Here is a 26,384-nt window from a genome sequence, read left to right on the forward strand (position 1 = left end):
GGTCTTTTCCTTCTAATGTGACTTACACATTGCTAATAGCAAAAAAAAGAGCAGTTCCCCAGCTATCATTTGCTGTGTGAACTGCTCTTTTTTTGACAGATCGTATTAAGTCAACTGTGGAACTCTCAAACCAAGTCCCTCGGCGATCGCTTGCCCCCATTCGGGATCTGCTTGAAAGAAGTGAGAGATTTGGCGGAGTTTGATTTCATCTTTCTCCACCGGCTTCATAGCATTTACTATGTTATATACTAATCGTCCGCGTTCTTCAACACTAAGCAATCGATACAGGTCGCCTGCTTGCGTGTAATGATCATCCTGGTCATATGGGACGCTATCGGCTGAACCAGTTACTTCAAACGGGGCTGTCTTGTACGTTTCCGATTCGGCAGCTCCGCCATAACTATTTGGTTCATAGTATATCGAATTTCCCCCATTACGATCGGAACGCATCTGTCCGTCACGCTGGTTATTATTCACTTCGACGATAGGTTTATTGATAGGCAGTGTATGATGGTTCGTGCCGACCCGATAGCGATGAGCATCGGCATAGGCGAATAAACGGCCTTGAAGCATTTTATCCGGAGAAGCCTCAATACCGGATACGAACGCTCCGGGGGAGAAGGTTGCTTGCTCTACTTCGGCAAAATAATTGTCCGGGTTTCGGTTGAGGACCATGCGTCCAACCTCGATAAGAGGGTAATCTTTCTGCGACCACACTTTCGTTACATCGAAAGGATCGAAACGATAGGTATCGGCATCTTCCAGCGGCATTATTTGTACATACAGCTTCCATGCGGGGAAGTCACCTTTGTCAATGGCGTTAAATAAATCCTCGATATGATAATCTGGGTTTTCACCGGCCAGCTTGGCGGCAAGCTCGACATCCAGGTTCTTCACGCCTTGTTCCGTTTTAAAATGATATTTGACCCAAATGCCTTGTCCGTCCGCATTGACCCACTTAAACGTATGGCTTCCGAAGCCATGCATATGACGGAGAGTCGCAGGAATACCACGATCGGACATCAAGATAGTGACTTGATGCAAGGATTCGGGAGACAAGGACCAGAAATCCCAAACAGCATTGGGGTTTTTTAGATGAGTTTGAGGGTGGCGTTTCTGGGTATGAATGAAATCCGGAAATTTAATGGCATCCCGAATGAAGAAGACAGGCGTGTTATTACCCACCAAATCATAGTTTCCTTCTTCCGTATAAAATTTTACAGCAAAGCCACGCGGGTCACGTACGGTATCTGCCGATCCCAGTTCACCTGCTACCGTGGAGAAGCGTATAAAAATCGGTGTACGTTTGCCAACCTCAGACAAAAAGCGGGCCTTTGTATAGGTGGAAACATCGTTGGTTACTTCAAAATATCCGTGTGCGCCGGCACCTTTGGCATGCACAACACGTTCGGGGACGCGTTCCCGGTTGAAATGGGCAAGCTTTTCCAGAAGGTGGACGTCTTGAATAAGGGTTGGACCGCGTGAGCCGGCAGTCAAGGAGTTCTGGTTATCTCCAACAGGAGCGCCCCAACTTGTTGTTAAATGGCCATTTTGAGCTTCCATGTACAAACCTCCAAAGTAATAAATGAGTACAACGATGAGCCTTGGTGAACCGGATACGATCCCGAATCATTTCGCTGATTTCGCGTAGGTCTCGTTTTGGGATGATGCTGAGTAACTGCGTGGTTCTTCTAAACGAATAAACAAGGGGACAATCAAGCTCAACCCTAACAATCCAGCTAATACCTCAAAAGAGAGTAAATAGCCTCCGTGATTGATTAGATAAATCGAAAGAATCGGCCCAAGTGATGCACCTATGAACACCATAAACATGTGGAACGAAACCGCGATCGCCCGGATCTCCCCAGCAATTTGACCAATTAGTGAGATCAATGCGGGAAGAGCCATAGAAATTCCAATAATAAACACGACGCTCATCGAAACTAAAAAAATGAGGTTAGGCCAGAGGCCTAACAATCCCAAGCCGATTCCACCAAAGATCAATCCACACCATAAAACGTTTTTGACTCCCATTTTCGCAACCAATTTTCCATCAAACGGTGCTACAAGCATTCCGATAATACCAACCGCACGGACCCATAGAATATCTTGGTGACTTAATCCGAAGAGCGAACTGTTTAAATAACTTCCAAGTGTCGTGAAAAAACCAACAAGCGAAATAAAGAGCGTAGCAGAAATGATGTAGCAAAGAGGTAAACTCTTCCTTTTAAATATATAGCCTATTCGCAAAAAGGCAGAAAGAAAGCTGCCATCTGGTTGTTGTGTTTTATCGTTTGGAACAAAAAAGATAATCAAGATAAAGGATATTAAATACACCGCAAAAAGAATATAGAAAATATAAGACCAACTAAAGAATAAAACAATATAGCTGCTATATATTTGTCCAACGATACTTGCCATTAAAAATGCCGTACTGATGAACCCAATAATGGTTATTCTTCTTTTTATTGGAAACATTTCCATGGCGTAGGCCAAGACAGACGGAGGGAACATGGATGCTGCTAAACCCTGGATGGCTCGAAGGGCAACAAGCCAAGAAAAGCTGCTGACACTACCGATTAGAGGAGTTATTACAGTTAGCAATAGTAACCCTGACAACATCATTTTTTTTCGCCCAAAACGATCGGACAAAACGCCAAAGAACAGACCTCCACCTGCAAAAGCAAACGAAAAGGCACTGCCAGCCCAAGCAGCTTGAGAAGACGACACCTTGAATACGTCTGCAAAAACCGTAATTAACGGGATCGTTAAATACACACAAGATACTACAACTAAACTACACCAGAAAAGGACAATGGTAATGAATGAGAAATTTGACGAGTTGGACAACGGTTCGTTAGCCAAGATCCTACCCCCTTGTTCTTCAAATTTTTTAAATGGATTATTTATGTTCAGCTAACCAAGCGGCTATTTTTTGAGCATCATCCCCTTCGAGGATAGTTTTGAACCTTATTAAGAACGTTTCTGAGTATTACATGGAAACATCATGCGTATGGTTATTATGAATGTCCATTGCTTTTACGTTAGTAAAAACATTGACCGCAAATATCAAGATACCGGTTCCAGCTACTGCTTCACCGATACGCTTTAACGTGGTAATCCAATCTGGAGCGTAGCCATGAGCCATTAACGTGAGGGTAATAAGCATGATGGGCAGGCCGATACCTTGCAACCAGAAGTGCCACTTCGCTAGAGGCGATTCTGCTGCTTTGGGAAATCGAAGATAGGTAAATCCGCAAAGAGCCAATGTTGCCCACCCGAAAAGATTTGCATGAGCATGTACGCTTGTTAATGCAAAGTTAAGTGTTGTACCCATGTAAATACCGATGCAAATACCAATCAAAATATAAACGACTGCCATTTTTAAAAAACGTACTCCCATAGAATTTCCCCCTTGTTAATGTGATAAAGAACAATTCATCCGGCCGGGAATTATCCTAAAACTTAAACTTCTTTCAATTGGAAGTTTATTCAACTTTATCTTATAAGCACTGATAGGCAACTATCAATATGAATCTGACTATATCTCATATAGATATTGCTTATATTAGCTTCGCCCTTGAAGATATAGCTAATGACTATACATGATATAGAAATAATGGAATTGTTCATGAATAATAATTTCAATATGATAGGACATAAACATGCGAGGAGTGTTTGCAAAATGGAAAAACAAACAGAAGGAATTCACCATATAACGGCTTTTGTAAAGAATGCCCAAAAAAATGTGGACTTTTATGCAGGGGTACTAGGTTTGAGACTTGTAAAAAAAACGATCAACTTCGACGCTCCGGAAGTTTACCATTTATATTTCGGTAATGAAGCAGGCAGTCCAGGCACCATAATTACATTCTTTCCCTATGAAGGTCATAAAGGGCGTATTGGCGGAGGGCAGGTAGGTGTAACAACATATGTCATTCCTTTAGGTGCACTCGATTTTTGGAAAGAGCGCCTTGAAAGCTATCATGTTCCTTATTCTTTGAAGACGAGGTTTGATGAGAATTACTTAACATTTTCAGATCCAGATGGCTTACAGCTAGAGATTGTAGAGCGTGAGGAAGGGGATTTGAGTCAGTGGTCGTTCGGTGGTGTTTCAATTGATAAAGCTATCAAAGGTTTTGGCGGCGCTGTCCTGTATAGTACCGCACCCGAAAAAACGATGAATGTCCTAGAGCAAGTCTTGGGTCTTCAAAAGGTGAACCAAGAAGGGGATTTTATTCGCTATAGATCGACAGGGAGTGTTGGTAATGTTATTGACGTAAACATTGCGGCAATGGAGTGGGGCATAAGTGGAGCTGGTACGGTTCATCATATTGCATGGCGCGCAAAGGATTATGAAGACCACGAAGCATGGAGAAGCCATGTTGAGAATAGCGGCTTCCACCCTACACCGATCATTGATCGGCAGTATTTCCATGCCATTTATTTTAGGGAAGAAGGCGGCATCTTGTTTGAAATCGCGACAGACCCGCCAGGTTTTGCTAAGGATGAGCCTCAAGATCATTTAGGTGAGGCATTAATGCTGCCAGAATGGTTCGAAAGCAATCGTGGTGAAATTGAAAAGAACTTGCCTCCCATTCAAGTGCGTGAATTGGAGTCGTTCAAGCCATGAAATATATTTTTCGAAAAGGCTCAAGTCCGAAGCTGCCGACGCTTCTTTTATTACATGGCACGGGCGGGACGGAATACGATTTATTGCCGATTGCTCAAAGGATCGCCCCAGACTCCAATGCTCTAAGTATCAGAGGCAACGTTCAGGAGAATGGCATGGCTCGATTTTTCAGGAGATTGGCTGAGGGTGTGTTTGACGAGGAGGACCTTTTGTTTCGAACGGAAGAGTTGAACGGATTCATTGATCAAGCAGCGAACCAATATGAATTCGACCGCCAGAATGTCGTGGCCGTAGGGTATTCTAACGGTGCGAACATTGGAGGGAGCCTCTTGTTTCATTGTAAGAATGCATTAAGAGGTGCGATTCTATTCCATCCTATGGTTCCTCGTCGGGGTATAATACTTCCCGAATTAGCTCAAATCCCTATATTTATTGGTGCCGGAACGAATGATCCGATCTCTTCTCAACAAGAAACCAGAGAACTGCAGTCGCTATTGGAAGGTGCAGGCTCTTCCGTTGAAATACACTGGGAACATGCGGGTCATCAGTTAACGCACCAAGAAGTCAATGCGGCAGCTCAATGGTTCAAAAAGCATTTCTATTCCTAACCTGTTCTCATACTTTATATGTGGAAGAAGGGTAACATTGATATCGATCAATCCCAACAATCAAACGGAACGGGACAATTATAAGCTGCTAAGCGGGAGCATTCTTCCTCGGCCGATTGCGTTTGTGACGACTCTATCGACAGACGGTATACTGAATGCTGCCCCTTACAGCTATTTTAATATCGTTACTTCGAATCCTCCCATGCTCTCGATTTCCGTACAACGGCAACAGGGCAAACAGAAAGACACCTCAAGAAATGCGATAGAAAAGGGAGCGTTTGTCGTTCACATCTCAGATGAGTCGAATATTGAGGCCGTCAATCAAACGGCGGTCAACCTGCCGTCACACGAAAGTGAAGTCGAATGGGCCCGCTTAACTCCTGTTCCTAGTACAGCAATTGATGTTCCAGGTGTAGCTGAAGCCAAGATTAGAATGGAGTGTGTCCTCGAGCAGGCGATACCTCTTGGAGGGAATACAGCAATGCCAGGTTGCGATCTATTGATCGGGCGCATCGTTCACTTCCATATTCATGAATCTTTATATCAGGAAGGCCGGATTGATCCTAATAAACTTCAGCCAGTAAGTCGGCTAGCAGGAGATTCCTATTCGAAGCTCGGAGAACGATTTTCAATAAAGCGGCCTCAGTAGGCCCAATAGGATGCCAAACTAAAAACGCAGGGTTAAGAAGATGTTACCTATGCCACTTGCGAACGCTTGGCTGGGGCTACACTTCCCGACTGGCCGAACTGCCTCCGAATAAAAAACCTAGTAAAAGAAGAGCCTGCTTCCTATTTGAGAAGCGGGCTTTTCATATTTTCAGACTACACACATAGTGTTCCCAATGCACCAACCCTAAAATCTAGCAACCTTCACCTGAAATCTAGCGGATATATTACATGACAGGTTCCTTGATATAATGTTTACGAAGTCCAGCAATCACCGATACGGGAATTTTGGATGCAAAATACGCAAGTGCCTTGAGAACAGGGATAGGCACTTGGGGGCGGTTTCATACATCAGTACTTTCCTATTCTGGGATGATCGGGGTGATCTATATAGAGCTTCGCCAGCTTGAATATTTTATTCAAATATGCAAATCGGGAAGTTTCACCAAAGCTAAAGAAGAATTAGGTGTGACTCAGCCTACACTAAGTCAGCAAATTCGGGTTTTGGAAGATGAGTATAATATTCCATTGTTCGATCGGGTAAGCAGGGGAGTTGAAGTAACAGAAGCGGGAAAAATTCTCTTGAATAAGGGCAACGCTATTATGAATCTTCTTGAAGAGGCGCGAAATGAAATATATGGCCGAAACAAAATATCTAGAGAAACAATTTCTATTGGATGTTGTCCTGCTGAGCTTAGATATCTTGCTCCTTATTTCATGAGATTTCGCGAAAAGTACCCGAATATTTTATTGAAAATTATCGCTGCAGAGGATGCCGAGAATAAAGTTTTGGAGCAAAGGGTAGACATTGGAATCACTGCAAATCCGATTTCTGATGCTTCGGTCATTTCGACTCATTTGTATAGACAAGAAATGGCGCTATTGATTCATTCCGAACATCCTTTGGCCGATAAATCTTCGATTCCTTTTCGATCCTTGAAGCAAATGAATGCGATCATGTTTCGAGAACAAAACAAATCATTAATTGAAATGTATTGTTTCTCTTATGGGTTTACCTTGGAGTCGATAATAGAAACGTCCTCCATTTCAGTATTGATTCATGGGGTTCGCCATGGACTTGGAGTAGCTCTAATACCAACATCTTTGCTCGAAGGTCTAAGGGACGATTCTTTGCGTATTGTAAAATTAGAAGGCAATGTTCCATGTTGGGATATATCTCTTGTATATCTTAATTCCGTTAATACGAGGTCCACTGTACGCAAATTCATTCAAGAGATGAATTCATATGTCCAAGCGGTGCTGCAATAATTATTTTGCCCTATAGCAGCTGCGATGATCTATTGCGTAATGAATCAAACTAGAACATCATAGCTAACGAACGCGAGCAAGACGAAGGATTATTTCCTTGTCGTGCTCGCTTATTGCGTTGGCGGCTTAGGAAACCTGAGTAACCCTACCTAACATGTAAGCTTTCTTTCTTTTTCTTGCAGTAACCTTTATACTAACAGGAGGGTTCTGTGCAGCTGAAGACTTGTTTGCGTATGACAAGATCACCACTTTCCTATATATATGATATTAAGTAGACCACTACACAGACGAAGGAGCATTATGAATGGGTAAAATGCGTAAATCAGCAATGATGTTGCTAGCTATGATGATGTGTTTGACGTTAGCGGCTTGTTTTGGGAACACTGCTGAGGATCATACGAACTCCAACGCCAATCTTATGCAGGCAGGTGCTACTCAAACGAAGCCTTCTCGGGATGAGCCTGCCTGGAAGCTGGACACGACACCGATTACGTTTGACTGGTATATCAATTTTGATTGGTTCACCAGCAAGTGGGGAGGAAACGTCGTTTCCGATTATATAACGAAAAAGACGGGCGTCAGCTTGAACTTTATCATGCCTGCTGGCGACGCCAGCGAGAAGCTCAACACGATGATGGCAGCAAGGACGCTCCCTGACTTTATTACGCTAGGTTGGTACGAGGATGCCGTGTTGAAGATGATCAAGGGAGATATGGTGCTTCCATTGAATAAGCTAGCGGATCAGTATGATCCTTATTTCATTAAAGTCGCAGACCCTGCAAAGCTTAGCTGGTATACACAGGCTGACGGCAATGTGTATGGCTACCCGAATGCATCTTCATCCCCTGCGGATTATCGAAAATATGGTCAGCTTATTACGTCTAATCAGACTTTTGTTGTTCGGAAAGACATGTATGAAGCACTTGGGAAGCCGGATATGAGCACGCCGGAAGGGTTTCTCGGCGCGCTGAAGGCTGCGAAGGAGAGATTTCCGGAAGTGGACGGCCAACCGCTCATTCCGATTGGCCTGCATGAATTTACGGAAACCGGCAACTTTTCGCTGGATACGTATCTTCAGAACTTCCTAGCCATACCGCAGCAGAAAAACGGCAAACTGTACGACCGTCGAAGCGATCCAACCTATCTGAAATGGCTGAAGGTGTTCCGCCAAGCGAATGAGGACGGACTGATGCCGACAGATGTCTATATTGATGAAAAACGACTGGAAAAGGATGAAAAAATATCGCAAGGGCGCTATTTTGCCATGCTGTATCAGTGGTCTGATTTTACAGAGATTAATCAAGCGTTGTATCAGAAGGACCCAAATAAGGTGTATATCGCGATTGATGGTCCGGCGAATGATGCGAATGATGCGCCAACACTTGCAGGAAATGGTGTCTCCGGTTGGACGGTGACGCTCATCTCGAAGAATGTCAAGGATAAGAAACGGGCAATTGCATTCCTTAGCTATTTGCTCAGCGAAGAGGGAAACAAGGATCTTTACTTAGGAGAGAAGGGCATTACCTACGATACGATAGACGGCAAAGATCAGTTCCTGCCGGAGGTCATGCATCTGCTCAACACCGACCGCAAAGCGTTCGATAGAAAATATGGCGGTTCTTATATGTACTGGATGTTAATGGATACGAACATGAATCTAGCATGGATGACGGGAATGGATGCTGAGCCTGCCAAACAAATTGCCGATTGGACGAGGGGCAAGACGATCAGCATGACCGAGTTCGACAATCTGGATCCGGACCCGACGACGAAGGAAGGTATTGCGGAAGACCAAAACGTGCGGCTCTGGGCCGAGACGCTGCCGAAGCTGCTGATGTCCAAGTCGGATGCTGAATTCGATCAACTGTTCACCGAATTCATGAAAAGCATTACCGAGGATCCAGCGTATGGAGCCCTTGTAGCTAGCCGCCAAGCAGCCTATGAACGAAATGTACAGAAGCTGAAGTCGGCGCTCAATCAATAGTTATATAGAGGAAACAGCAGGATGTGAAACAGGAAATGGGATTCGCGGCAATCCGTTGGTTATTGGGGATGCGTGCATTGACGTTTAAACTTTCGCTTCAAGTCAAACTGATTCTGTCATTTGTGTTCGTTATCTTCATACCGGTTGTTCTGTTCTCCTGGTATACGCTCAATGAAGAGTCCACCAAGGCAATGGAAGAATTGACGAAGAACAACGAGAATGTGCTGGCGGTCGAGAAAATAAACATTGAGAATAACATGGAGCTGATGGGATGGACCGATCAGCTTGCGTTATCCAATCGGGAAATGAACAATTATCTCCAAATTGAACATATTCAGGATACAGCGCGTGTTCTTCATATTAAGCATGATGTTGTCAACAACTTTCAATATTTTCTGTTCAACAATCCACGAATTGCGAATGTCCGGTTGTTCACGGACAACCCTTATGTGAATGAGATTTGGCCAGTCATTCTAAAGGAATCACGTATTCAAGACAAGCCTTGGCATGATGAGGTGATGAAGCAGAGCGGTTTGCCCTTGTGGCAGATACAGGAGAACGTCGCACTCACCGGTATGCCATCCGAACCATCGCCGAATGAGCCCTTCATGACGTACTTGCAGGAATTTAAATATGCGGACAACGCAAAACATAACGGGATTCTAGAGATATCGATGAAGCTGTCGAATTTCTTCTCTCGAACGTTCAGTAGTGTGCAGGACAAGAACTCCCAGCTGATCGTAGTAGCAAGGAACGGACAGGTATTCAGCTTGAAGGCTTCATCTGTGTTCGAACAGCACAGTGCGGAGCAATTGATGAACAGCGTGAAGCTGACGAGTAATACAGATATCGAGACGATACAGTTCAAGGTTAATGGCCAGTCCTACTTGGCATTTCAGAGCTACATTCCTTCGATCAACGTACATCTGGTCAATATGGTTAGTCTTGCGGACACGATGGAAGGCATTAACCATTCGAGAGTTCTTTATATTGTACTCATTTCGTTACTAGTGGCATTTCTCGTGCTGCTATCTTACTCGATGCAGGCGATAATTTTGCGCAGGCTTAAGGCGTTAAGAGAATCGATGCAACAGGTAAGAAGCGGTAACTTCAACGTCGAGCTGCCCCCGATAACTGGTACCGATGAGGTAGGAGAGTTGGGCCTGCATTACCATAAGCTCATTCTGAAGATTAACGAGCTTATTCAAGAGCAGGCAGCTAGGCAGGCGGCAGGGAAAGAAGCGGAGCTTCGAGCGCTGAAGAACCAGATTGATTCCCACTTCCTCTACAATACGCTGGAGAACGTCAAGATGCTGGCGGAGATTGAAGGGCAGTACCTTATATCGGACATAATGACCTCGCTAGGCGGTATGATGCGGTATTCGATGGAATGGAAGCAGGATCACGTGATGCTTAGCGATGAGATTAAGCAGGTCCAGCATTATGTATCCGTCATGAACATCCGTTATGATGGAAAACTTGATCTCCGATTGTCGATTGCACCGGAATGCCTCAAGCAGGAATCGCTCAAAATGTCACTGCAGCCCGCAGTCGAGAATGCAATCAAGCATGGGATGAGCATGATGCATTCCAGCGACGGAAATCTTGTCATTACGATCTCTGCTGTCCTGCGTGATCAAGCTTGTGTCATAGAGATCACTGACAGCGGCTGCGGCATACCGGAAGAGAAGCTGGGCATATTGAACCGAATGCTAAGAATGGAAGAGTCCTCATACCAGGATGTCCGGCAATTAGTCGTTCGCAAAAATAGCCAGGACAGCAATGGAATCGGTCTGCGTAATGTGGACCAACGCTTAGTAATGAGCTATGGGACGGAATATGGGATTCAGATCGAAAGTCAGGAAGGAAGCTATACACGCATAATTATGACTTTGCCGTATCGGGTCATGGGAGGGGAAGTAGACATCTATGATTAGCCTGCTGATCGTCGACGACGAGAAGATCATTCGGAGGGGCTTGCAATCAGTGATTGAGAGGCAGTTTCCTAATCTGTTCAACTACCGATTTGCCGAGAATGGACAAGAAGCGCTTGAGCTGCTTAGCCAGGAGCCTGCGGATATTATGTTCACAGATATCCGAATGCCAATTATGGATGGGATCGAACTGCTCGAGCAACTGCAAGAGCATCCCGTAAGGCCCGAGATTGTATTGCTGTCTGGCTTTAATCAGTTCGTATATGCGCAGAAAGCAATTCGCTATGCTGTGAAGGATTATCTCGTGAAGCCTGTGATACGGGAGGACTTGTTTGCCGTCCTGGAGCGATTAATGCGGGACATAAGGATGAGAGAAGAGCGAGCAGACAAGGCGGGCGAAGATGCCAGCCTTGTTGCTGCCGAGCTAATTACCCAGCATTTGACCCAGAAGGATGTTGGTGATTCGATAATACAGAACAAGCTAGACCAGGCCGGCTTTGGCTGGTTGGATGCAGGATATACGGTGGGCTTGCTTACGAGATCACAGGCTAGCAGTACGGATGCTGCTTCTTTCAGGAATCAAATTGCTGAGCTATTACAAGGGCATATGGATTGGTTGCTCACGCGTGATGGAAAAGGCGGAACGATTATGATCGCACGCGATCCGGTTATGTTCTACCAGTTGGCGGAACGGTGGAGGTTGAGTGTATTTGAGTCACAGCTGCGAATCGCGATTAGCGAGTCTGTTCAAGGGATAGAGCAGATAAGGTGGGCATATAGCCAAACGAAGCAAACCTTGAAATACAGTATTGTGCTTCCAGAACTCGATGTGCTGAACTACACCAGCATAAGAGAGCGCAATGAGCGGCATGTCGTTCCTGTTGAGTTGATTGGGCGATTATCGAATCTGTTGGGAATGGGACGCGGTAACGAAATGAAGCAGATTCTCGATCAAATTCTAGATTTTCGTATCATTAGCTGCTGCGAAATCGGCTACCTGGAACGGATCAGCCAGCTGCTCAATGAAGAGCTATTCGACAATGTGTTCCGCATATACGGAAATAGAGTGCTTGACCTATTAAGTCAATACGCCTCTGTTGGCCATATTGGGAATTTCGAACGATTTGAACATTATTATGCGGTTGTTGAGCAGCTTCTCGATAGTCTGGATCGGTTCATCCAAGATCGGAGAGAGCAAGCGCCTACGGAGCCAAATACGATGCAAAAAGTTCTCGCCTACTTGCAGACGCATTATGCCGACGATTTGAACATGGCGGTCGTGTCCAACCATTTCTCACTCAATTACTCGTATTTCAGCCAAGCCTTCCAAGAATATTACGGTGAGAGTTTCTCGAACTATGTTCGCCGGTTAAGGCTGGACAAGGCGAAGGAGCTGCTGGTGCACTCCGATTTGAAGGTGTACGAAATCAGTGATCAGGTTGGATTCGAAAATGTGAAGCATTTTACGAGAATATTCAAGGATACCGAAGGCATCACAGCGCTGGAATACCGAAGCCAGCGAAGGCTGTTTGAATCCAAGTGAGCTATGATTGAACTGAACTTAGCAGGACCCTCATCGGTAACGGAGATTGCTGCTTGTTAATGCAGGCGATGAGAGCAACGCGATAAGCCTTTCCGGCTTCGCGCTTCTTGTCATAAAACTCACGTAATCTCTTGGAGGCCGCTGAAAAAGTCCCCTGTATAAAAGTAAGGTACAGATTTCTTCATTTTTTGAAGAGACTGTACCTTTTTTCTGTATAAATAAACTAAGCGAGAAGCGGGCTCTTCATATTTTCAGACTACACACATAGTGTTCCCAACGCACCAACCCTAAAATCCAGCAACCTTTACCTGAAATCTAACGGATATATTACATGACAGGTTACTTGATATAATGTTTACAAAGTCCAGCAATCACCCCGATCACGCTCATCACTACCCGCGGGTGAACACCCAGTACGGGAAGCACCAAGAAAAGTACCCTATGCTAACGAATAACAGAACCGGCCAAGCTGAAACTTCTTAAACGGGACAGGCAAGCCAGGTGAGTTTAGGTGTCTGGGAATCGCCATGTTCAAGAAACCGAAGGAAAAACAAACCAGCAAATACTTAAGTGCGTTACAACTTTATTGTGAAAACAGGAGTGAGATTTCCATGTTCAGGCAATTAGAATATTTCATTCAAATTTGCAAAGAAGGAAGTTATACTAAGGCTGCAGATGTTTTAATGATTTCTCAACCTACTTTAAGTCAGCAGATCCGATTTTTAGAGGGAGAAGTTGGAACTCCTTTGTTTGAGAGAGTTGGTAGAGGGGTAAAGATTACAGCTGCCGGGGAAATACTTTACCAAAAAGCTCTTTTCGTGATGAGGCTCATTGAAGAATCGAAGAAAGAAACTTACGAGTTACGTAATGCTCGAACAAATAAACTTTTGATAGGCATCTCGTCTATGGACTTTTTTTGTTTAATACCCCGGTTTTTGAAATTCCATGAACAGTATCCTGGTATCACATTAAAATTTGCCAGTGCAGAGAATACATCACAGCAATTATTGAATAGTAGTATCGATATTGGCATTACTGACAATCATGAACCAAACAAAGAAATTCATATGATGCACCTATATAAAGAAGAACAAGCATTGGTCGTTTATGAGGATCATCCATGGGCAGATCGAACCGTTATTTCTTTTCAGGAGCTAGAAGATTTAGAATCTGCCTTATTTGTTAGGGATATAAGTGTAATCGAGCAATTTCATACATTCAGTGATAAGATCACCAAGTCTTTGCAATCAAAGTTTGAGTCAACTTCTGCGGAAATTATTCTTTTTATGGTACTGCATAAGATGGGGGTAGCTATTTTACCTGCTTCTTTAATTGAAAGCTTTTTTGGTCAGAAATTGAAAATGATTCGTCTTGTAGATCCGACGCCTGTTCGTGAGATCAAGCTTATTTTTAAAAAACATCATTACAACAATCCTTCGGTTCAAACATGTATCAACTTTTTTCTAGAACAATCGAAAAAGTTGGCAGACTATGACAGCCTCTTTCGGGATATATCTTAGGAATATCTGCTCTTTTCTTTTCGGTTTTCAAACTCTAAATCTGGGGACTTATATTAGCTTCGCACTTGAAGATATAGTTAATGACTATACATGATATAGAAATAATGGAATTGTTCATGAAGGATAATTTCAATATGATAGAACATAAACAGTTAAAGATCATACAAGGAGTGTTTACAAAATGGAAAAACAAACAGAAGGAATTCACCATATAACGGCTTTTGTAAAGAATGCTCAAAAAAATGTGGACTTTTATGCAGGGGTACTAGGTCTGAGACTTGTAAAAAAAACGATCAACTTTGACGCTCCGGAAGTTTATCATTTGTATTTCGGTAATGAATCAGGTCGTCCAGGTACCGTAATCACATTCTTTCCATTTGAGTTGGGTCGTAAAGGGCGTATTGGTGGAGGACAGGTCGGTATAACAACATATGTCGTTCCTTTAGGTGCACTCGATTTTTGGAAAGAACGCCTAGAAAGCTTTCATGTTCCTTATTCTTTGAAGACGAGGTTTGATGAGAATTACTTAACATTTTCAGATCCGGATGGTTTACAGCTAGAGATTGTAGAGCGCGAGGAAGGAGATTTGAGTCAGTGGTCGTTTGGTGGTGTTTCAATAGATAAAGCTATCAAAGGTTTTGGCGGCGCTGTCCTGTATAGTACCGCACCCGAAAAAACGATGAATGTCCTAGAGCAAGTCTTGGGTCTTCAAAAGGTGAACCAAGAAGGGGATTTTATTCGCTATAAATCGACAGCGAGTATTGGTAATGTTATTGACGTAAACATTGCGGCAATGGAGTGGGGCATAAGTGGAGCCGGTACTGTTCATCATATTGCATGGCGCGCAAAGGATGATGAAGATCATGCTTCATGGAGAACACATGTAGAGCAACATGGCTTCCATCCCACAGACGTTATCGACCGACAATATTTCAATGCGATTTATTTTCGTGAAGAAGGCGGCATCCTGTTTGAAATTGCTACGGATCCACCAGGTTTTGCAGTAGATGAGCAATCAGATGTATTAGGTGAAAAACTGATGCTTCCGGAATGGTTTGAAGCTGACCGTGCAGAAATCGCAAAAGGTTTATCACCTATCCAAGTACGTGCGATGGAGTCAGATAAATGAAAAGTGAAGAATTCAAAATATATAAAGGGAAAGATATTGATGTTTTGTTTCACTCTGGAAAATGCGGTCATTCGGCAAATTGCGTGAGAGGGTTACCAGGAGTGTTCAACGTTAAAAAGAAACCATGGATTCAGGCAGATGGAGAAACGGCTGACAAAATCGCAGATCTTATCGATAAATGCCCAAGCGGTGCTTTGCAATATATAAGAAAAGACCATCAAGCATGAATGGGGTAACAATAATGATTGAAATTAATAAAGATACGAACAGTTTTTATGTAGGAGATCAGGATAAAAGAGAGGCAGAATTACATTATGTTCCATCTGGGCATGGAATTATAATCGTAGATCACACGTTTGTTTCCGATCGTCTGCGAGGACAAGGGATAGGACAAGAATTGGTTAGGCGCGTAGTCGAGTTTGCTCGGAAGGAAAGGTTAAAGATTATGCCACTATGTCCTTTCACCAAAAGTCAATTTGACCAACATCAAGATTATGATGACGTATTATTAAAATGAGATATTGATTTTGATATTTTTTGTTGAAAGGAGCGTGTTCAATTGACCGATTTTATTTCAGTGGTTAAAGAGCGAAGATCTGCAAATAAATTTATCCCTGGAACAGAAATATCTGAACGAGATCTTGACGAGATTTTTAATCTTGTAAAATTTTCCCCTTCGGCATTTAATTTACAGCATACTCATTATTTGGTGGTGAAAGACCCCGTTATCAAAGAAGAAGTATATCAAGCTGCATTTAAACAATATAAGGTCCAGTCGGCATCCGCAGCAATTCTAGTACTTGGCTCCATGGATGCTTATAAGGATGCAGCAAGAATAAATGAGGGTTTTCTTAATCTAGGGGTCATGAATAAACAAGAATACAATATGACTGTCGAATCGGTTACAGCATTTTATGAAGATAGAGGAGAAAGCTTTATGCGGGATGAGGCGATTCGTAACGCTTCCTTATCTGCACAGTTATTTATGCTCGCCGCAAAGGAAAAAGGTTGGGATACATGTCCGATGATCGGTTTTGATCCTGAATTGATGCGGCAAGCACTCCATATTCCTGATCGATATGTGCCTGTCCTATTAGTTGCAATAGGTAAGGAGGATACGGCCAAACAGCGGCCTCGAGGTTATCGTAAACCTGTTCGTGAGTTTGTTAGTTTTAATCAATTTAAATAGCTGATAAGGAGAGTTCTAAAATGATCCAGGTATTCCCGGCAGACTCCCGGTTTAACGTAGATCATGGATGGCTGCGCAGCCGTTTAAGCTTCTCGTTCGGCAATTATTATGACCCTAATAACACCGAATTTGGGGTTTTGCGAGTATGCAATGACGATGACGTAGATCCCGGCAAAGGATTTGGCGCCCACCCGCATAGTGATATGGAGATCGTGACAATCGTACTTTCAGGATCCGTCCGTCATGAGGACAATTTGGGCAACACGGAAGTAACGAGGATTGGGGAAGTGCAGCGAATGAGCGCGGGATCCGGAGTTGTTCATGCTGAATACAACGCTTCGCAGGATGAGCCGATGAGAATTCTTCAATTATGGTTCATGCCAAATGAACGGGGATTAGATCCTTCCTACGAAACCCGCAGGTACAATTCAGAGAAGTTGAAGAATGCCTTGCTTCCCGTCGTTGATTCGCAGGGATCAGAGCAGATTGTTAAAATCCATCAAGACCTAACTCTCTATTTATGCAAATTGGACAAGGATAAAGAGATTACCTTTCGGCAGGAAGAGGGACGCAAGATATTCCTTTTCGTTATTGAGGGACGAATTGCAGTGAATCATACTCAGTTAGGTGAAGGGGATACGGCTCGAATCGAATCTTTGTCTCACTTGAGCATCATGGCGGAGGAAAATGCATTTCTAATGCTGATTGACCTTCCATAAGAACGAATAGGAGGGTTTGTTTGTATGAAAGAGGCACTTGTGGTTAGGCACTCGGTTGGCGGTAGAACATTTATTCATACCGAACAACAACCCATGGAATATTCGGTGACGCGTATGGATCAGGGTTGGAGAATTGCTTTAATCCTTACACAGGACGTGGATATTCAAGAGATTCTCCGTTGGAAACAGGAATTGAATGTGTTTCTTTTTCGGGAATATGAGGATCAACCTACGCATAAAATTTGGTTTTATGTCAAAGAAGGTCCTGTGACGTACGACGTTCAGCTCAAGCAGCTTACGATTTTCGCCGAATCTCGGATCGAGTATATTCCGAATGAATTTGGCATATAAGCAAGGATGACTAAGAAAATGTTAAATCATTTTCAACGGAGGGGTAACGATGGGTAAAATAGCCATATTTGGATTTGGACGTATTGGAAGGCAATTATTAAGAGTCGCTTTGCAGGATCAACTTTTCGTACCGGTTTCCATTTCAGATATTAAAGATGAAGCGACGCTTGCCGCTCTATTCGAAGTGGACACCAACTATAAACGCTGGCAAGAAGAGGTCTCAGGACATGAAGGTCTTATGGTTATCGGCGGGCGGGAAATTCAGTTCATCAATTCGTCGAAAGAAGTTCCGGATTGGAAGGCCTTAGATGTAGATCTGGTCATCGACTGTACAGGCCGAGCCGTTACCCGTGCTATTGCTCAAATCCATTTGGATCGAGGAGCAAATAGAGTACTGGTTAGCGGTCCTAGCAAGAGTCTTGAAGATTGTGATGCAGTATTGCTTAAAGGAATCAATCTGGATAGCTTCGACCCGGAAAAGCACAAAATCATTAGTATGGCGAGTTGCACGACGAATGCACTAGCTCCTGTCGTCAAAATCGTAAGAGAAAACTTCGGAATCAAGTATGGTCTATTCTCGACCGTCCATTCCTATACAAACACGCAATCGCTAACGGATCAGCCTATGAAGGATCGACGGGATTCATGGGCCGCTGCGGAAAATATCATTCCTTCTTCATCTGGAGCCGCAAGAGCCCTTAAATTCATCTGGAACGATTTACAGATAACAGGTAAGGCATACCGAATTCCAACGCGTACCGGAAGTATTGCAGAATTAAATCTTGTTACGGAAAAGCCGTGTACGGCACAACAGGTCAACGATATTTTCCGCAATGCCGCAACAGAGGGACAGTTGAAGGGAGTCCTGGATGTTTTAGAAGGCGAATGGGCATCATCTCGTATCGTTGGCGATTCCCATTCCTCCATCATTGACCTACCATTGACTCAAGTACAGGGTGAACTCCTGTCCGTTGCAACATGGTACGATAATGAATGGGGTTACGCTTCACGATTAGCTGAAGTAGCGGCTTATCTAGTAAATAAGTGATAGTGATAATATCCATAAATAAGATGACATTTAGGGCTATCGAACATGACCGATAGTCCTTTACCTCGTTATTTAGTGAATATGAAATCAAATAAAGGGAGTTTTGAGGTTATGGTTGAGAAAAAGGTAACCTGGTTGGAGCTTTTTTACGATCTGCTTTTTGTAGCAGCCGTATCAAAAGCAAACCACGTTTTACTGCATGTCGATCATGGGAGCATTTCCATTGAATACTTAACCAAATTTGTTTTAATTTTCATTCCAATCTGGTGGGCATGGGTAGGACAAACTCTCTTTAATAATCGTTTTGGCCAAGATATCGTTACTCATAGGATATTCATGTTCCTACAACTATTCTTTGTTTTAATTATGACGGCAAGCCTATCCGTTAATTTTGATCACTTCTATATTCCCTTTTTTGTAGGCTATATTGGTTCGAGAGCACTGACAGCTATTCAATATCTAACTGTACACAAAGCAACAGGCACACATCAACAAAAGACCGCTCAATACTTGGGGACTCGCTTTTGGATCGGAATATTGATATCTTCCTGCTCGCTATTCTTTGATTCATGGATCCGTTACGCGATTCTGTATGCGGGAATTGCTGTAGATATTTTGCTGCCGTTACTCGGCCGGCGGTACCTGGTGAAAACACCCATACATACCCATCACTTATTGGAACGCTTTGCCTTGTTTACACTTATTCTTCTTGGTGAATCAGTGATCAGTATACTTGCTGTTTTGCAGTCAAGTGACTGGACTTTGCCATCCATTTTGTTTGCCTCATTTACATGTATATTCGTTATTGCCATGTGGTGGCAATATTTTGATCATATTGAACGGAAAGTGAGTAAAGAAATACAAACTGCCGGCCAAACGATTATTTATGGCCATCTTTTCATTTATTTATCCATGAGTACGATAGCTGCTTCGATCCAATTGTTATTTAAGGAACAACTCAATTATCCATTCATGTTGGGTTTTATTTTTGGATCCGTACTGCTTTATTTTATTTCTACATCACTGGTATTCCACCGATATAGACAAGAACGTCTACGCTTGAAGCACAATCATTTGGGGATATTATTAGGGATAATTGGATGTTTTATCGCGTTGGACTTGATTATTCATGTACCTAATTATGCAATCATTGGAGAGATAATGGTGTTTTTTATCGTATACGCAAAATTAACGACTTGAGTTTTTATTACTGGATGAAGAGAAAAGTTGATGTGAGAGAAAAAGCAAGTACAGGCACTTCTAGGCTCACACCCACATACACTAATACTAATCTATAAGCGGATGCTTCCTAAACAGCTATGATCCGCTACACTGAAGGGGGTGGCTGGAATGCCTGGATTGTTTAGTGCAATTGCTTTATTAATCAAACAATTAACTTTGCTCGTATCCTATGTCAAGAACAATGCGTTTCCACAACCTCTTACCGAGGAAGAAGAAGAAAAACATCTTAGGCTCATGGCTGAAGGAAATGATCATTCCAGAAATAAATTGATTGAGCATAATTTAAGATTAGTTGCCCATATAGTCAAAAAATTCGACAATACAGGAGAAGATTTGGAGGATTTGATCTCGATTGGTACGATCGGATTGATCAAAGCCATCGAGTCGTTTTCGCCGAACAAAGGGACCAAGCTCGCGACGTTCGCTGCTCGCTGTATCGAGAACGAGATCCTTATGCATCTGCGCTCGCTGAAGAAAACGCGCAAAGACGTGTCCTTGCATGATCCCATCGGAACGGACAAAGAGGGGAATGAAATCACGTTGATCGACATCCTCGGCACGGAAGCGGATGATGTGGTGGATAAGGTGCAGCTCAAGATAGAGAAGAGCAAGATCTATAGGAATTTAGAGATTTTGGATGATCGCGAGAAGGAAGTTGTTGTCGGGCGGTTTGGGCTGGAACTTGGCGGGGAAGAGCGGACGCAGCGGGAGATAGCGAAGGAGTTGGGCATTTCGCGGTCTTATGTATCGCGGATTGAGAAGCGGGCGTTGATGAAGCTGTATCATGAGTTTTATAAGGCGAAGCGGTAAGGGATATGAATCAGATACTTCATTTATTTGGACCCTGTGCAAGTAATGGAGGTGAAGGTTATGTCGTTAATCCATATCGAGAAGGCTAGTAAATACTATACGATGGGCGAGGAAACGATTAAAGCATTAGATGATGTCTCGTTAGATATTGATCATGGAGAATTCGTGGCCATCATGGGACCGTCAGGTTCCGGCAAATCCACACTAATGAACATCATAGGGTGTTTGGATATTGTAGATAAAGGTGTTTATGACCTTGATGGTCAAGCAATAAACGTGCTTAAGGATTCACAGCTAGCTGAGATTCGCAATCAGAAGATTGGATTTGTTTTTCAGAGTTTTAACCTGCTGCCGAGATTAAGTGCCTATGAGAATGTGGAGTTGCCTTTGATTTATCGGGGGCTGAGCAAAAAGGAAAGAGAGCCACTGGTTTTAGATGCCCTTGAATCGGTGGACTTGCTGGATCGCAAGGAGCATTTTCCACCAGAGTTATCTGGTGGGCAGCAGCAGCGTGTTGCTATTGCGCGAACATTGGCAGGAGATCCTCCGATTATTTTGGCAGATGAGCCTACGGGAGCGTTAGATTCTAAGACAGGTGTGGAGATTTTAAACATTTTAAAGAGATTAAATGCGCAAGGTCGGACGATCATTCTGATTACGCATGACTTTTCGATTGCTCAGCAGGCGAAGCGGATTGTGCGGTTTCGGGATGGGCAGTTGAATGAAGTTGTTTAGTGTTTATTAGGCCGGAACTCCAAACAAGGGGTTCCGGTTTGTTTTATTTTCTTTGAGTATTCAATGAAAAATTTTAAAAAAATGAGATGAATTTAGAAAATGACGTTCGACAAGGTGACTCGGGTGAAAAGTCTAACTTCATGAAAGTACCTACAACCAAACCTTGTTAAATCAAGGCTTTTTTGCTTCTGTAGCGATATTTTGTCGTTTTTTTGGCGACAAGAATATCCCTACAAACTATGCCAACGACAAGAAACTCCCTATAGAATAAGCAATTTTGTATGAGGTGAAATTTTTGTTGTAATACTAATCAAAATTTTGTCAATTAGGATGAATTCAAGTGTTACTAAATTTCCAGAACAAAGTAAAGCAATATCACCAGATCGGCAATGCTTATCATCAATTTATTTCATTAAACGTGAAGTTCCCTTCAAAAGTTTAATATAGCAGAAAAATAATTAGTTGAAGTTTCATTCCTACTTATGTACACTGCATTTAAAATAGTTGAACCGCTTGATGAAGGGAACTTTAATGATGAAATATGCAAATAGGCCCATATTTAAATCTATAAGATTCAAACTCATTTTTGGCATTGTTATCCTGATTGTTCCATTACTTGGTTTGTTATTTTACAATAATTATTATGCAATGAATGTGGTTCGCAATCAGGTTGCGAACTCAAATAAGAGCCTTCTGTCGTTATATTTGAACCAAATTGATCGGAATTTAGATGAAGTGGATAACTATCTCCTGAATAATGCATCACTTGAAACGGATATCATCAGTCTAGATTATCCAGCTGAAGATATAAATGCATGGTATTATTTTTCGAAAATTAGGCTGCAGAATAAAATGGATACCGACATTAATAATTATAAATCTATTGACCTTTTCTTCATTTACTCTGGTATTAATCAGGAGCTTATTACGACAAAGATTCCTGGAGAAACTTACAATGAACGAAGAATACTTGAGAGTGGAATTCTTCAACTCATACAGAACAGCCAGACGATGAATAGCATATCGAATGAGAAATGGCTGGTTCAAAAAATAAACAACCAGTATTATTTGTACCATTTGATTAAGACAGGGAATTCTTATATTGGTGCAATGGTTGAATCTTCACGAATCATGGTTCCTCTTAACTTGATCGAACTGGGTAAATCTGGGGTATCTCTCCTTATGACAGATAAATATGAACCCATGAGCAATGAGGAATTTATTAAGGATAATCATATTCAATTGGAGGATCAAACCAATACCTATAAACTTGTCGGTGAGTCGAATGATTATTTACAAGTCTCGGAAAAATCTACGAAAGGCCAATTTTCGTTATTAATATTGGTTCCAGTCAGCACCATTTTGGAGCGTCTTCCTGATCTTTTGAAAATTTCGTCTCTCATCCTGTTAGGATTATTCGTACTCCTACCTGTTTGCTATGTCTTCATTCGTAAGGTCATCCTACTTCCAATTAATCGGATTGTGGTGGCTATGCGTAAGGTACGTGATGGTTATTTGGAGGACCGAATCGAGCTGTATACTACGTCCTCTGAGTTCGAACTCATGCACGAAACCTTTAATACCATGATTTCGCAAATTACTGATTTAAAAATTAATGTCTATGAGGAGCAATTAATTAGTCAAAAAGCGGAGCTAAAGCATTTGCAGCTTCAGATTAATCCTCACTTTTTCCTTAATTCATTAAATATTATCTATAGTCTTGCTCAACTCAAAGATTATGAAGTCATTCAGGAAATGTCATTATGTTTGGTCCAATACTTGCGGTTTATGTTCCGAAGTAATTTGAAATTCATAACTCTTATTGAAGAAATAGAACATACGAATAATTATTTGAGAATTCAAGTGATGAGATTCCCAGAAAACTTTAATTACAACATCGTGGTTGCGGATTCTTTGATGGAGGCTCTTGTTCCGCCATTATCTATTCAAACCTTTGTTGAAAATACGATTAAATACGCCGTTAGCATGGAAGAACGGATTCAACTTGGTATTCAGATTGAGCGCATTGAAGAGGAAGGACAACCTTACTTAAGGGTTGTTATAACGGATACTGGAGTAGGGTTTCCGCCTGATGTACTAGAGGGTACGAAAACAGAAGCTGACATGACGGATGGGCAAGAAGAGCACATCGGAATTTGGAATGTCAGACGTCGATTGAAATTATTGTACCAAGATCAAGCGAAGCTCGTTTTGTCTAACAACGAACATGGTGGAGCGAGGGTAGAGATCTATCTTCCATTGAGATTGAAGGAATAAATGAATTTTAGGAGGAAATCGCTATGTATAGCATTTTGATTGTTGATGATGAGGTTACTGCGGTCAGCGCTGTACGATCCGGTGTTGACTGGGACAAGCTTTCGGTTAGAGACGTACACGTGGCATATAGTGTGAACCAAGCCAAAGAAGTATTCAATCAACACGAAATCGATGTGCTGATCTGTGATATTGAGATGCCGCAGGCTAATGGTTTGGAATTGTTGACATGGGTAAAGGAGCAATATCCATCCACGGAATCCATTTTTTTAACGTGTCATTCTGATTTCGTTTATGCCAAGAAGGCGCTACAACTAGGCAGTATTGATTATATGTTAAAGCCTGTACGATATCATGAGCTTGAAGAGGTCATTCAAAAAGCAACGGAGAAAATTGAAGAGAATAGAGAACAACGCGCTTTCAATGAATCCTACATGCAGTACTACAATTTGTGGTCTGTGAGCCAGCCTATACTGATAGAACGGTTCTGGCAGGATTTATTTAATCGGATCACTCCTTCCAATCCGCATCTAATCCAAGAGATTTTGGAGAAACAAAACATCCCGTATCAGAAGGAGCAGCACTTTCTCCCCGTTTTAATTAGTGTACAGCGTTGGTACAAGGAATTGACCATGCGCGATCTTAAAATTATGGAGTACGCGCTTCGCAACGCAGCAGAAGAAATGATATTGAAGTGTTATCCCAACAGTCAAATTATCCATATTAAGAATGGAACTCTATTAGCCTTACTTTCGAACGATTTGCTGCAAGGAATGGGTTTTGAGCCGAATGAGCTAAAGAAAGAACTTGAATTGTACATTGCTTCCTGCAACCGATATTTTTATTGTGACTTGTCCTGTTATATCGGAAAACCGATGAAGATTTGGGAAATCGTCAGTAGCGTTGACTTATTACTGCAGATGGAGACGAACAATGTCACTCAAAACAATAAAGTATTTGCTGCCAACGAAACTACAAAAAATCAGGAATCTATGAACATCATATCCATGGACAGTTGGTTGGAATTGTTGAAGCAGGGGGCCTATGAAGCCATATTCCATGAAACAGAGTCTTATTTAAATACTTGGCGACAAATACCAGGGCTTGATGCTCGTTTATTAATAGAGTTTCATCAAAGCTTTACTCAGATTTTGTATCATTTCATACAGGTAAAAGGTTTGCAGGCTCATGATGTTCTTACCGAGCATATATCAGCGGAGCAAATGGCGGCCGCGGTGCGTTCCGTGACAGATCTTCAGAACTGGGTCAAAGTTTCCTTGCAACAGGCTGTTAACTACTGTCGTACTTTAGAAGAGAAGGAGACAGTAACGGATAAAGTGAAGTGGTACATTAAACAACATTTAGGACAAGATATTTCTCGAGAAGACATAGCGAAGCATGTACATCTACACCCAGATTACTTATCGAGATTTTTCAAGAAAGAGACGGGCAAGTCACTTGTTGACTATATCTTTGAGGAACGCATTCATATTGCTAAGGAGCTGCTGGCCAAGACGGATATGTCAGTCAGCGGTATAGCCATTAGCATAGGATATAGCAACTTTTCTTATTTTGCCAAAATGTTCAAAAGAGCAACACAGATGAATCCTCAAGAGTTTCGCGAATATATAACATCGAGCCATCAATCAACATCTCGTCCATGACGGGATGTTTTTTATTTTAAAAAGTCAGAATCGTGTTAGTCAGAGGTCAGAAACTTGGTGGGTACGGATTGTCGAATTTTGTATTCTTAGGTTATTACGAAAGGCTAACTTGGAAGGGAGAAATGACATGACATCATTGTCAAGCAGGGGCCATTTCAGCAAAATAAAAAAATATAGAGCACTATTTCTTATGGTTCTGCCGGGTATTATTTATCTGGTGATTAACAATTACTTACCCATGTTCGGTATGATTATTGCTTTTAAGGATCTTAATTTTGCAAAAGGTATTCTAGGAAGCGACTGGATTGGGCTTAAAAATTTTGAATACTTATTCAAAACGAACGATGCTTATATTATCACTAGAAATACTATCCTTTATAACATGGTTTTTATTGTTTTGGATTTAATTGTTGCCGTATCTTTGGCCATTCTTTTGAACGAATTAAGAAAAAAGGTGCTATCACGTTTTTATCAAAGCGTGCTATTGCTACCGTATTTGATCTCCTCGGTTATCGTTGGTTACCTCGTTTTCTCGCTGCTCAGTATGGAGAGTGGTTTTATTAATAAGAGCATTTTGCCGATGCTGGGCCTTGGTGAAATGAACTGGTATAACGAACCGAAATATTGGCCTTATATCCTTACATTGGTGCAAGTCTGGAAGCATGCAGGTTATCTGTGTGTGATCTATTTGGCGGCAATTATTGGAATCGATCAAGAATATTACGAAGCTGCTACTATTGACGGAGCCAATAAATTTCAACAGATCATTCGGGTAACAATTCCATTAATCACACCGGTTATTGTCATCATGACATTATTACAGATTGGGAAGATTTTTCATTCCGAGTTTGGATTGTTTTATCAGGTACCTCTCGATTCAGGTATGCTGATGCCGACAACGAACGTTATCGATACGTATGTGTATCGTGCATTGCTGAAAAATGGCGACATCGGAATGTCATCTGCAGCTGGCCTATATCAATCTGTTGTCGGATTCGTATTAGTGCTCGTATCTAATGTCGTGGTAAGAAAACTGAATCGGGAAAACGCCTTATTCTAAAAAGGA

The 26,384-nt window shown here is 42.3% G+C and carries 24 protein-coding genes; 21 read left to right on the forward strand and 3 right to left on the reverse strand.

Annotated elements, in window-relative coordinates; translation table 11 throughout:
* Positions 1–105 precede the first annotated feature (105 nt).
* The 3 genes from katA to NYR53_RS09560 all read right to left on the reverse strand — a co-directional run bounded on the left by katA (position 106) and on the right by NYR53_RS09560 (position 3,403).
* Complete coding sequence (katA, locus tag NYR53_RS09550) at positions 106–1,563, reverse strand: catalase KatA (protein ID WP_261304947.1); 1,458 nt, start codon at positions 1,561–1,563, stop codon at positions 106–108.
* Positions 1,564–1,629: 66 nt separating this feature from the next.
* A complete protein-coding gene (locus NYR53_RS09555; protein ID WP_261304948.1) occupies positions 1,630–2,865 on the reverse strand; it encodes an MFS transporter in 1,236 nt (411 codons plus the stop codon).
* A gap of 127 nt (positions 2,866–2,992) precedes the next feature.
* Complete coding sequence (locus tag NYR53_RS09560) at positions 2,993–3,403, reverse strand: heme-copper oxidase family protein (protein ID WP_057305702.1); 411 nt, start codon at positions 3,401–3,403, stop codon at positions 2,993–2,995.
* A 282-nt stretch (positions 3,404–3,685) separates the two neighbouring features.
* On the opposite strand from NYR53_RS09560, the gene NYR53_RS09565 reads away from it, so the two are divergent.
* From NYR53_RS09565 to NYR53_RS09665, 21 genes are all read left to right on the forward strand, one after another.
* Positions 3,686–4,633, forward strand: a complete 948-nt coding sequence (locus tag NYR53_RS09565; protein WP_261304949.1) for a ring-cleaving dioxygenase — start codon at positions 3,686–3,688, stop codon at positions 4,631–4,633.
* Positions 4,630–5,241, forward strand: a complete 612-nt coding sequence (locus NYR53_RS09570; RefSeq protein WP_261304950.1) for an alpha/beta hydrolase — start codon at positions 4,630–4,632, stop codon at positions 5,239–5,241. Before NYR53_RS09565 ends, NYR53_RS09570 begins: the two co-directional genes overlap by 4 nt.
* Before the next feature lie 37 nt (positions 5,242–5,278).
* Positions 5,279–5,890: a flavin reductase family protein gene (locus tag NYR53_RS09575; RefSeq protein WP_261304951.1), complete on the forward strand. Its 612-nt coding sequence runs from the start codon at positions 5,279–5,281 to the stop codon at positions 5,888–5,890.
* A 329-nt stretch (positions 5,891–6,219) separates the two neighbouring features.
* The gene (locus NYR53_RS09580; protein ID WP_261304952.1) at positions 6,220–7,176 is read left to right on the forward strand and encodes a LysR family transcriptional regulator; all 957 of its coding nucleotides are present in this window, start codon (positions 6,220–6,222) and stop codon (positions 7,174–7,176) included.
* A gap of 304 nt (positions 7,177–7,480) precedes the next feature.
* Positions 7,481–9,160: an extracellular solute-binding protein gene (locus tag NYR53_RS09585; protein ID WP_261304953.1), complete on the forward strand. Its 1,680-nt coding sequence runs from the start codon at positions 7,481–7,483 to the stop codon at positions 9,158–9,160.
* Positions 9,161–9,195: 35 nt separating this feature from the next.
* Positions 9,196–11,097, forward strand: coding sequence for a sensor histidine kinase (locus NYR53_RS09590; RefSeq protein WP_367618663.1), 1,902 nt, complete (start codon positions 9,196–9,198; stop codon positions 11,095–11,097).
* On the forward strand, positions 11,090–12,637 hold the full coding sequence (locus NYR53_RS09595) for a response regulator (protein WP_261304955.1): 1,548 nt from the start codon (positions 11,090–11,092) through the stop codon (positions 12,635–12,637). Before NYR53_RS09590 ends, NYR53_RS09595 begins: the two co-directional genes overlap by 8 nt.
* Before the next feature lie 527 nt (positions 12,638–13,164).
* The gene (locus NYR53_RS09600; RefSeq protein WP_261304956.1) at positions 13,165–14,157 is read left to right on the forward strand and encodes a LysR family transcriptional regulator; all 993 of its coding nucleotides are present in this window, start codon (positions 13,165–13,167) and stop codon (positions 14,155–14,157) included.
* Between the two features lie 181 nt (positions 14,158–14,338).
* A complete protein-coding gene (locus NYR53_RS09605; protein WP_261304957.1) occupies positions 14,339–15,286 on the forward strand; it encodes a ring-cleaving dioxygenase in 948 nt (315 codons plus the stop codon).
* Positions 15,283–15,513, forward strand: a complete 231-nt coding sequence (locus NYR53_RS09610; protein WP_261304958.1) for a (4Fe-4S)-binding protein — start codon at positions 15,283–15,285, stop codon at positions 15,511–15,513. Before NYR53_RS09605 ends, NYR53_RS09610 begins: the two co-directional genes overlap by 4 nt.
* A 14-nt stretch (positions 15,514–15,527) precedes the next feature.
* Positions 15,528–15,803, forward strand: coding sequence for a GNAT family N-acetyltransferase (locus NYR53_RS09615; protein WP_261304959.1), 276 nt, complete (start codon positions 15,528–15,530; stop codon positions 15,801–15,803).
* Between the two features lie 42 nt (positions 15,804–15,845).
* Positions 15,846–16,475 carry a nitroreductase family protein gene (locus NYR53_RS09620; RefSeq protein ID WP_261304960.1) on the forward strand — a complete coding sequence of 210 codons (630 nt, stop codon included), beginning with the start codon at positions 15,846–15,848 and terminating at the stop codon, positions 16,473–16,475.
* Between the two features lie 20 nt (positions 16,476–16,495).
* The gene (locus NYR53_RS09625; protein ID WP_261304961.1) at positions 16,496–17,194 is read left to right on the forward strand and encodes a pirin family protein; all 699 of its coding nucleotides are present in this window, start codon (positions 16,496–16,498) and stop codon (positions 17,192–17,194) included.
* Between the two features lie 24 nt (positions 17,195–17,218).
* A complete protein-coding gene (locus NYR53_RS09630; protein WP_261304962.1) occupies positions 17,219–17,545 on the forward strand; it encodes a hypothetical protein in 327 nt (108 codons plus the stop codon).
* Positions 17,546–17,594: 49 nt separating this feature from the next.
* A complete protein-coding gene (locus NYR53_RS09635) occupies positions 17,595–18,593 on the forward strand; it encodes a type I glyceraldehyde-3-phosphate dehydrogenase (protein WP_261304963.1) in 999 nt (332 codons plus the stop codon).
* A gap of 111 nt (positions 18,594–18,704) precedes the next feature.
* Positions 18,705–19,793, forward strand: coding sequence for a low temperature requirement protein A (locus NYR53_RS09640; protein WP_261304964.1), 1,089 nt, complete (start codon positions 18,705–18,707; stop codon positions 19,791–19,793).
* A gap of 150 nt (positions 19,794–19,943) precedes the next feature.
* Positions 19,944–20,645, forward strand: a complete 702-nt coding sequence (gene sigK, locus NYR53_RS09645; RefSeq protein ID WP_047676202.1) for an RNA polymerase sporulation sigma factor SigK — start codon at positions 19,944–19,946, stop codon at positions 20,643–20,645.
* Positions 20,646–20,705: 60 nt separating this feature from the next.
* Positions 20,706–21,380, forward strand: coding sequence for an ABC transporter ATP-binding protein (locus NYR53_RS09650; RefSeq protein ID WP_261304965.1), 675 nt, complete (start codon positions 20,706–20,708; stop codon positions 21,378–21,380).
* A gap of 531 nt (positions 21,381–21,911) precedes the next feature.
* Positions 21,912–23,657 (forward strand): sensor histidine kinase, encoded by a 1,746-nt coding sequence (locus NYR53_RS09655; protein ID WP_261304966.1) that lies wholly within the window; start codon positions 21,912–21,914, stop codon positions 23,655–23,657.
* 23 nt (positions 23,658–23,680) lie between these two features.
* On the forward strand, positions 23,681–25,318 hold the full coding sequence (locus tag NYR53_RS09660) for a response regulator (RefSeq protein WP_261304967.1): 1,638 nt from the start codon (positions 23,681–23,683) through the stop codon (positions 25,316–25,318).
* A 127-nt stretch (positions 25,319–25,445) separates the two neighbouring features.
* Positions 25,446–26,378: an ABC transporter permease gene (locus NYR53_RS09665; RefSeq protein WP_261304968.1), complete on the forward strand. Its 933-nt coding sequence runs from the start codon at positions 25,446–25,448 to the stop codon at positions 26,376–26,378.
* The last annotated feature ends 6 nt before the right edge of the window (positions 26,379–26,384 follow it).

The organism is Paenibacillus andongensis, assembly GCF_025369935.1.
Classification (GTDB): domain Bacteria; phylum Bacillota; class Bacilli; order Paenibacillales; family NBRC-103111; genus Paenibacillus_E; species Paenibacillus_E andongensis.

What these genes read in the sequence shown, in the direction of transcription:
- katA (WP_261304947.1), bottom strand. Translation starts at nt 1,563, where the DNA reads ATGGAAGCTCAAAATGGCCATTTAACAACAAGTTGGGGCGCTCCTGTT.
- NYR53_RS09560 (WP_057305702.1), bottom strand. Translation starts at nt 3,403, where the DNA reads ATGGGAGTACGTTTTTTAAAAATGGCAGTCGTTTATATTTTGATTGGT.
- NYR53_RS09565 (WP_261304949.1), top strand. Translation starts at nt 3,686, where the DNA reads ATGGAAAAACAAACAGAAGGAATTCACCATATAACGGCTTTTGTAAAG.
- NYR53_RS09570 (WP_261304950.1), top strand. Translation starts at nt 4,630, where the DNA reads ATGAAATATATTTTTCGAAAAGGCTCAAGTCCGAAGCTGCCGACGCTT.
- NYR53_RS09585 (WP_261304953.1), top strand. Translation starts at nt 7,481, where the DNA reads ATGGGTAAAATGCGTAAATCAGCAATGATGTTGCTAGCTATGATGATG.
- NYR53_RS09590 (WP_367618663.1), top strand. Translation starts at nt 9,196, where the DNA reads ATGGGATTCGCGGCAATCCGTTGGTTATTGGGGATGCGTGCATTGACG.
- NYR53_RS09595 (WP_261304955.1), top strand. Translation starts at nt 11,090, where the DNA reads ATGATTAGCCTGCTGATCGTCGACGACGAGAAGATCATTCGGAGGGGC.
- NYR53_RS09600 (WP_261304956.1), top strand. Translation starts at nt 13,165, where the DNA reads ATGTTCAAGAAACCGAAGGAAAAACAAACCAGCAAATACTTAAGTGCG.
- NYR53_RS09605 (WP_261304957.1), top strand. Translation starts at nt 14,339, where the DNA reads ATGGAAAAACAAACAGAAGGAATTCACCATATAACGGCTTTTGTAAAG.
- NYR53_RS09610 (WP_261304958.1), top strand. Translation starts at nt 15,283, where the DNA reads ATGAAAAGTGAAGAATTCAAAATATATAAAGGGAAAGATATTGATGTT.
- NYR53_RS09615 (WP_261304959.1), top strand. Translation starts at nt 15,528, where the DNA reads ATGATTGAAATTAATAAAGATACGAACAGTTTTTATGTAGGAGATCAG.
- NYR53_RS09625 (WP_261304961.1), top strand. Translation starts at nt 16,496, where the DNA reads ATGATCCAGGTATTCCCGGCAGACTCCCGGTTTAACGTAGATCATGGA.
- NYR53_RS09630 (WP_261304962.1), top strand. Translation starts at nt 17,219, where the DNA reads ATGAAAGAGGCACTTGTGGTTAGGCACTCGGTTGGCGGTAGAACATTT.
- NYR53_RS09635 (WP_261304963.1), top strand. Translation starts at nt 17,595, where the DNA reads ATGGGTAAAATAGCCATATTTGGATTTGGACGTATTGGAAGGCAATTA.
- NYR53_RS09640 (WP_261304964.1), top strand. Translation starts at nt 18,705, where the DNA reads ATGGTTGAGAAAAAGGTAACCTGGTTGGAGCTTTTTTACGATCTGCTT.
- sigK (WP_047676202.1), top strand. Translation starts at nt 19,944, where the DNA reads ATGCCTGGATTGTTTAGTGCAATTGCTTTATTAATCAAACAATTAACT.
- NYR53_RS09650 (WP_261304965.1), top strand. Translation starts at nt 20,706, where the DNA reads ATGTCGTTAATCCATATCGAGAAGGCTAGTAAATACTATACGATGGGC.
- NYR53_RS09655 (WP_261304966.1), top strand. Translation starts at nt 21,912, where the DNA reads ATGATGAAATATGCAAATAGGCCCATATTTAAATCTATAAGATTCAAA.
- NYR53_RS09660 (WP_261304967.1), top strand. Translation starts at nt 23,681, where the DNA reads ATGTATAGCATTTTGATTGTTGATGATGAGGTTACTGCGGTCAGCGCT.
- NYR53_RS09665 (WP_261304968.1), top strand. Translation starts at nt 25,446, where the DNA reads ATGACATCATTGTCAAGCAGGGGCCATTTCAGCAAAATAAAAAAATAT.